General features: G+C 37.3%; 6 protein-coding genes. All 6 read right to left on the minus strand.

Features of this window, described 5'->3' with window-relative positions; all coding sequences use genetic code 11:
- Nucleotides 1–22 precede the first annotated feature (22 nt).
- Nucleotides 23–1237, minus strand: a complete 1215-nt coding sequence (locus tag POV26_RS00270; RefSeq protein ID WP_272854490.1) for a DUF2062 domain-containing protein — start codon at nucleotides 1235–1237, stop codon at nucleotides 23–25.
- A 94-nt stretch (nucleotides 1238–1331) separates the two neighbouring features.
- Nucleotides 1332–1991 carry a hypothetical protein gene (locus POV26_RS00275; protein WP_272854491.1) on the minus strand — a complete coding sequence of 220 codons (660 nt, stop codon included), beginning with the start codon at nucleotides 1989–1991 and terminating at the stop codon, nucleotides 1332–1334.
- Nucleotides 1992–2112: 121 nt separating this feature from the next.
- On the minus strand, nucleotides 2113–2760 hold the full coding sequence (locus POV26_RS00280; RefSeq protein ID WP_272854492.1) for a hypothetical protein: 648 nt from the start codon (nucleotides 2758–2760) through the stop codon (nucleotides 2113–2115).
- 6 nt (nucleotides 2761–2766) lie between these two features.
- Nucleotides 2767–4950 (minus strand): DUF3857 domain-containing protein, encoded by a 2184-nt coding sequence (locus POV26_RS00285; RefSeq protein ID WP_272854493.1) that lies wholly within the window; start codon nucleotides 4948–4950, stop codon nucleotides 2767–2769.
- 30 nt (nucleotides 4951–4980) lie between these two features.
- Nucleotides 4981–6894 carry a transglutaminase-like domain-containing protein gene (locus POV26_RS00290; protein WP_272854494.1) on the minus strand — a complete coding sequence of 638 codons (1914 nt, stop codon included), beginning with the start codon at nucleotides 6892–6894 and terminating at the stop codon, nucleotides 4981–4983.
- Between the two features lie 159 nt (nucleotides 6895–7053).
- Nucleotides 7054–7551, minus strand: coding sequence for a hypothetical protein (locus POV26_RS00295; protein ID WP_272854495.1), 498 nt, complete (start codon nucleotides 7549–7551; stop codon nucleotides 7054–7056).
- Between the last annotated feature and the right edge of the window lie 161 nt (nucleotides 7552–7712).

A 7712-nucleotide genomic window follows, 5' to 3' on the forward strand; every position in this document is an offset into this window, starting at 1 on the left:
TTGAAATGTTCTGAAAAACCACTTACCCATTGTCGAGAATCTTTTTCCTTTCAAATAGCGTTAAAAACAAATAACCCAGCAGGCCGCAAAAAAGCGCCGCTGAAACTGAAAGTACAAAACTGCCGACAATATAGGATTTTAAATATTTTACCAACTCCAAACTGGGGTCAATTTCGCTCATGGAAAGCACAAAATTTTCGCCCAAAAGCCAACTGCCCAATTTTAAGCTAAAATAGAGTATCAACGGAATGAACGGCGGCAGGCTCACGTTTGAAAATGCAAAGGCAATTACTTTGTTCAGATTGAAGAGGAGTGCCAAAAAAATAACGACGATGGTGTGAAACCCCCAAAGTGGCGAAAGCCCAATAAATACGCCAAGTGCGATGGAAAATGCTTTTTTTTCGGCAGAATCGTCACTGCCCAAAAAGTCTTCCATTATAAACCGTTTGAGACCTTTTTTTTTTAATTTTCTGAGGATATTTCGTGGTTTTATATACAGGAATGTAACGAGTACAAACCACGTATTTAGAATGCTAATTCGCATAAAATCCTTGAAAGGCCTGAAATGTGAAACGCGATTTTCCAATTCGTAATGAATTTGGATTGGGATGTTTTTCACTTCAATTCCACTCCACGCTGCTTTTACGATGGCCTCTATTTCAAACTCGAACTTTTGGGTGTAAAATTTCAGCTTTTTCATCGCGAAAAGTGGATACAATCGAAAGCCGGATTGTGTATCCTGCAAGCGAATGCCCGTTTCCACCCAAAACCAAAAATTGGAGAATTTGTTGCCAAAGCTGCTTTTTTTCGGCACGCCGTGTTGGGTCATATTTCGCGAACCGATAAGCAAAACTTCTTTGTTCGTTTCGTTTTCCAAGGCTTCAATAAAAGTTGGAATATCTTCCGGAAAATGCTGCCCGTCGCTATCGATAGTTATTGCATAGCGATAGCCCAAACTTTCGGCATGTTTAAACCCTTGGCGCAGCGCGTTACCTTTCCCCTTGTTTTGTGAAAGATGGATTTGCTGAATTTGCGGAAATTGAACTAAAATTTCAGAAGTAGAACCATGCCCATCGGCAGGCAGGTCCGTAGAACCGTCGTTTACTACAATCACATTTTCGGTATAAACCAAAACGCCCTCAATAACCTGCTGCAAGGTTTTGTAATTATTATAGGTAGGAATAATTACGCAACATTTCAGGGTTTTGAATTTTTCTGAAAGTAGTTTTTGGTCCATTTGGGAATAGCTTCTCTGCGTTCTCTGCGCCTCTGCGGTGATTCAATTTACCGCAAAGGCGCAGAGGGCGCAAAGTAAATATAAGTATTAGAAATTAGAACTTGTCATGCGATTTACTTTTCCCCACAAGGAGGGAATTGTAATATTTAAGCGCATTGAGGATAGATTCAGCCTTATCGGGATCATCAACTCGCATAATCAATTTATGTTTGTCAAATTTCATCTTTTTTTCATTTTTCACAATAGAAACCCAAATATTCACAAATGCTAATTTATCTGAACGTCTGGAAACCTTGTGAAATGCATAAACGTTTGAAAAGTCATAAAGTATTCCGTTGTTCACCGGTCTGCTCCCATCTCTTTTCATTACCCTGAGCCTGAGCATATCGCCCTCAAAATTGGCTCGATACCTTCGGCTGAAAGTATCCTCCTCAAAACCATGTTCGTTAATGGTTTTAATTAAAAACTCTTTTGTTTCCGACAACGAATAATTTGGCTTTTCCGAGGTATTATCAGCCTCTTCCACATCGAAAAATTGTTCAGCGCCATTCTCAAAATCAATTTTTTTTATTAGAGTCGTCGGCACCTCATATAAAGGGCCATCCAAATTATCAAGCCGATGGTATTGAACCATTTCATTGGTGATTTTTGTAATCTTGGCCCGAACGAGCTCGCTGTCTTTCATCAAAATAATATCCTGACCAAAGCAAGCTGAAATTGAAAAAAACATCAACAATAAGTATATATTTTTCATAAAAAATAAAATAGGCTTTTTCTTCGACTCTACTTAGATATTTTAATCTTTGCGTTCTCTGCGGCTCTGCCGGGATTCAATTTACCGCAAAGACGCAGAGGGCGCGAAGCAAATATAGCGTTTAATATTCTTTGAAGAAATCGTTGTATTTCTTTAAAGCGTCGAAAATAATCTCAGCTTTATCGTGACCCTTTACTCTTATTACAAGTTTAGTTCCCTCTTTGTCAAGATGCTTTACAAATCTTTTAGTCGGATCACCCATAAGTTTTTTGTCAAAGAATTTATTGACCACTACATTTATATAACTTATCCCTTGCTTACGAACCGATATATCGTGAAAAGTACATTCTCCACTAAATTCATAAGAATTATCCTCTCTTAACTTTTCTGTGTCTATATCAAAAAGTTTCAAATTCAAAGTATCGCCTCTAAATTCGGCTTGATACTTATACTTACCTCCTTTGGAATACGCATATTTATTGAGATTTTCAATTATTGGTTCTTTTAAATCTTCTAAAGAAACCGCTTCGCCTTTAGATGCAACATTAAAAGTTTCAACTGTTCCGTTTTCAAAATCAATTTTTTCAACTTCTGTAATTGGCAAAACATATATTGGGCCGTTCAGATTGTCATATTTATTATACTCAATGTTCTCTGAAGATACTTTTACAACCTTGGAGCGAATTAACTCTCCATCAGTTCTAACAATAATATCTTGTGCAAAAACATTCGTAAAGGACAAGAACATTAAAATGTGGCAATATTTCATAGCAACCTATTCTTTCTTCAACAAAATCTTTGATTGGGTAAACTGGGAAGCAGCCTCAAGAAAGGCAACCATTTTTTGCCAGTTTGAGTTGGGCTCATAATTATGCTTATAGAATTTCTGAATATCCACCACAAGTTTATTGCCTTCAATTGAAGCCTTGCTTATAAAACCGCCCGTTTCGTTCTCAACGCTACCCACAAGGTTTTCGAGCCCCGAGACCGTATATCCATCGGGAATATTGACTACTATTTGATAGTTAAAGGATCGGGGGTAACTCATATAGATATTATTTGTCCTTTCCTTTTCCTTGTTGCTCAAATCTACTTGGCTTACCAAAAATTTGCCGAGGTCCAAAATGTAATTTTTGCCTGCGGTTTTAATCAAATCGTTGCCCATGGTAAACTCTTCGGTATATTCAAAGGAATCTTCCTTGCCAAATCTTCCGTTTTTCAGGATGCTGAAGGAATAGTTTTCAATTTTTAAATTGTATTCGGCAGCGGTTCTTTCTTTTATTTTTTCCTGTTGTTTATCCTTTAGCTTTTGGAGCAACGCGGCGTATTCCTTTTTATATTTCTCTTTGTCTTTTTTGTTTCTCACTCTATCGAGAATGGGCTCGGTTTCATATTTTGCGTGATCTTCATACACATAATCATAATACATCAACAGGTTTTTTTGCTCGTCAATCTTTGTTTGACCGTTGTATGTAAAGGATCTGTTTATGGAAATACCTGAAAAGTCGGGGGTAAACGACAACTCCGTTTTCTCGGTTGAGTTGTTTTCTTTATACGTGGATGTTGGCAATTTTATGGTCTCAATATCTTCAATATGCTTTCTGTCAACAACTTTCAGGGTGTAGGCATTCGTGTTTTCCAGCAGCGGTGAAATTTGGTTGGGCGTTGCGTATGGGTCAAAATATTCTATGTAAACGGGCTTTTCGGTGTTTACTTTTAAAATGAAATTGATATTGCTTTCCAAAAGCAGATCCTTTATATCACCATTATAGCGTTGGGTGCCAATAATAATTTCATAATCTATCTTATTGTCTTTTAAAAAGGCCGTGAAAAAACGGACAAAATCTACTTCATTATTGAAGATAATCGGGTTTTTGCCGTAAAGTTCAAAAGGGTACATGATGTTTGATTCGTCCATGACAAATGCCTCCACATAGTTGGTATAATAGGCATGGCGTATGTAGTAGAACACCTCCTTTACCTTCTCTTCGTTGGTGGCAAAATTTTTCTTTTTTAAGAAGCGTTCCACATCGCCAAGATCGCCGTAGGGTCTAAATTTATCTTCGTAGAGATTGAAGATTTCCTCTTTGGAAACATTTGTTTTTACCGTGTTCACATCTTCGGGGATGAAGGCATAGGCTCTTTTTTCATATTTTCCGGAGCGGGCAAAAAGCACTTGAAATTTATAGGAAGGCAGTTCCACCAAGGGAAAAAACCATCTTGGAAAATCGTTTCTTTCTACGTTTTCCGCCTTAAAGGAATAGGCCCTTTTTTTATCTTTTTTTGTTGGCTGAACTATTTGCTGAAGTTTTGGCGCCCCGTTATAGGTGTTAAAGTTTATAAAGAAATCGTCCTCGGTTTCCAATAAAAACTCAAATTTCGCGATTGGGTAGTTGTCTCCTATCGTGTTTTCTACTACTTTATATTGGTACAGATCATTTTCGCCAACAATCGTATTTGTGTAAAAATAATAGTCAATAATATCTCCTTTTTCCAAAGCCGGGATTGCGATTTTCTTTTCATCGTTGTTGGAAACGGATTCTTGGTTTACGTCTATTTCAATTACTTCGCCATTGGGCTTTATCACTTTTACCCCCAAATAGAAGGTATTGGTCACCCGGCTCATTTCTCTGTAAAAAACGTTGCCTTCAGTGTATTTTAATTCTGAATATTCCGTAACAGCGGCTTGGTCCAAAAGCTTTATCCGGTCTCTTTCTATTTTGGTGTATTCAATGCTGTTACCGGGCCTGTTGTAAATGTATTTGATGTCTTTCACAAGAAAAACGGCAGATTCGTTTTTCCAGTGCTCGGGAATTTCCATCACATTTCTGTACGGATCATTTTCATTCCACACCAGGTTTTTTATTTCTTCCTGTTTTTCAAGTGTTTTTTTTGATTGTGCAATGGCGGTTACTGAGAATAGGGCAAAAAATAGAATGCCAAACGTATTTTTAATCATAATAAAAAGGTGGGGTTAGGTAAATAAGATTTAGTCTTTTACTAAAATTATCTGTTGATTGTAAATGGACTGGAGGCTTTTTATGGTTTCGTCCCATTCTTTAAAGTTCGATTTTCTTACAACGGCGTCCTTCATTACGAAAACCTTCTTGTAATGGAGCACGTTGTCGGAGAGTTCGAAATCAACGAAAATTTTATAGTGTTTGGTGTTAACGTCTATGCCCTTTGGCAACTCTGCTACTTTGTATCCTTCGGGAAGTTCAAGATTTATTTCAGAGGAGAGGTATTCCTTATGGGCAAATTCATAATCTGTATTTCGTTCGTTAAAGAGCCATTTGCCATATTCCTGGTTATAATCCAGGTTTATATAGATTTCATCGTCAAAGGAAGAAACGGCGTTGGCCTGTTTTAAATTAAAATCTATGGAAAGTTGGTCATCGCGGTTTTCCAGATCGGAAGTTTTAATGTTAGCTACCAACATATTCCTGTCTGCCCTTTTCAGATAATATTCCAAGGCTTCGTTTTTCATTTCGGTCCTCAAATTATTAAAAACGTACAGAAACGAGGCCCTGCTTTCCCCGGAATACGTGAGCGAAACCTTTCCTTCCAAAGCATTATCATTGATCTTGGCATTAAAAACATGGGTTTCCTTATTTGTTTCTGGCGGCACCACCGGAACGGTTTCCAATATAAAAGAATCGCCATCCTCAATCATCACTTGTTTGCCTTGGATGCGTTCGGCATATTCTCCAAAGGGGTTGAATTTTTCAGTTCCGTCCAAGAAAATTTTCTTCCCATCATAGAAAACCGTACAGATCATATGGTTGTCCACAGACAAGGAAGGGGTTGAATAATCATAGGCAATTCTTTTGGTGCCCAGCCATGTTAAACGGGCGTCAAAGCCTGCTTCCATCAGCATTTGCTTGGTAAGATTTGCCATTCCCTTACAATCTCCATATCTTTTTTTGAAAACATTCTGGCACTCATCCGGTTTAAAACCCGCCAAGCCGTCTTCAAAAGCGATGTACCGAATGTTGTCCTGTATCCAATAATAAATATTCTTGATTTTTTCTTCATCGGTTTTCGCATTTGCGGTGAGTTCGGCCACTTTTTCCTTTAAAACGGAAGTATCATCGGCCATAGAATCAACCAATGATTTGTACCAATTATAAAGGTCTTTTGTTTCGTTGAACAAGGTGTAGCGCTCGCCCCCATTTGTGTATGATTTTGCCAAAACCAACAAATGCGGATAAATATAGCTGGGCCCGGGCGATTGTTCTTCTTTATAGACTGCATCCAACCCAGAAACGGAATAGGTTAACACATCTGCGTTTTGTTTCTCATCAAACGTGGTGGTTTTTGAAATCTGGAAACCTTCAAAATTCATTTCCTTGATTTCAAGGTTTAGCCATTTGGGGACTACCAAAGTAATTTCCTTTTTAATAATCGGGTAAGCGTCCGTAAAATAGAGTGAGGTAAAATATTTTATATCGAATATGTTTTTTGTGGCTTCAAAGAAGTATTTATAGCCCTGCACCGGAAAATCAACACTTGCATATTTTACGCGGGCATCATTAAAAAAAAATTCCTCCACAGTATAGGCCTCATCCTTTACCTTAAAATACGCGCTTTTATTATTTCTATATTTTAGACCGAAATCGCTTACTTCCGATTGTCCGTCATAAAATATATGCTTTTGAATGTCGGTCCGGGACGAGATGTTCATCAGCTCCTCATTAATTTGATGCTTTACGGAAACCTGCTGCAAATTAGTATCAAAATCAAAGGTTACGTAATCTTTGCTCTCCAAAAGCACAAGATCATCATTTGGATACTGGATTTTAAGGATTTTCGCTTCAGCAATTTCTTCAGGAGTGGGATCGGAATTTTTTTGTGCCACACAAAAAGCGGTGGCGAAAAAAAATAAAAATAATAATTTACTCATTTACAGGGATTTAAACAGCTTACCGCTCCAAGAGGCCGTAAGTGTTAAAGAAATGGTAAAATATTAAAAAAATTGAAAGTAGTATAGCTGGAATAGAATTTATTTAAAGAAAAATAAAAAAGAGAAATAAATACTAAAAGAGCTTCTGAAATGCCGAAATTATTGAAAAGATTTTTTTTCAGTTTCATCAAAATTCTCCGACTTCATCGCAAAATCCTTTACGATTTCCTTTAATTCTGCGGAAGAAATTGAGCCGTAATGCTTCAAAATAAACTCTTTATCCTCTTCAATATTCTTGTGATAGCCAAGAAATTTCGGCGAGTTTTCCTGCACGCTCAGCCGTATGTAACGGATTTCGATATTTGAAGCATCAGCACTTACGGCGCTCTCAATTAAGGCCACGCCTTCTTTGAAAAAATCTTTTTTATCGCTTTTCTTTTTTGCGAATTTTGCTTTCAAGGTTAAAACCGCGCCTTTGTAAGCGAGCAAAACGGGCTTGCCTGAAGAGGTTACCGTTGAAAGTTCACCATCAAGTTTGGCCGCAATTTCGGCATTAGATACAGCTTTTGGATACTGTGTACGGACTTCCTTTACATCTTGGGCATTAATCCAAGTAGAAAGAAAAAGTGCAACAAAAATTACTATTTTAAATTTCATAATTTACATATTAGCCAAAACCCCAAAGGTTTTGAAAACCTCTTATGTTTGGTCATTAAATGATTTGTCCAAAAATACGATTATTTTAGGCTTTTAAATTAAAGGAATAAGATCAGGTTAAGGTTGCCATTTAAACCTAGACAACAACAATACTATGTATG

The organism is Aequorivita todarodis (genome assembly GCF_028561335.1).
GTDB lineage: Bacteria > Bacteroidota > Bacteroidia > Flavobacteriales > Flavobacteriaceae > Aequorivita > Aequorivita todarodis.

Excerpts from the sequence above, each read along its gene's own strand:
- POV26_RS00270 (WP_272854490.1), bottom strand. The coding sequence starts at position 1,237 with ATGGACCAAAAACTACTTTCAGAAAAATTCAAAACCCTGAAATGTTGC.
- POV26_RS00275 (WP_272854491.1), bottom strand. The coding sequence starts at position 1,991 with ATGAAAAATATATACTTATTGTTGATGTTTTTTTCAATTTCAGCTTGC.
- POV26_RS00280 (WP_272854492.1), bottom strand. The coding sequence starts at position 2,760 with ATGAAATATTGCCACATTTTAATGTTCTTGTCCTTTACGAATGTTTTT.
- POV26_RS00285 (WP_272854493.1), bottom strand. The coding sequence starts at position 4,950 with ATGATTAAAAATACGTTTGGCATTCTATTTTTTGCCCTATTCTCAGTA.
- POV26_RS00290 (WP_272854494.1), bottom strand. The coding sequence starts at position 6,894 with ATGAGTAAATTATTATTTTTATTTTTTTTCGCCACCGCTTTTTGTGTG.
- POV26_RS00295 (WP_272854495.1), bottom strand. The coding sequence starts at position 7,551 with ATGAAATTTAAAATAGTAATTTTTGTTGCACTTTTTCTTTCTACTTGG.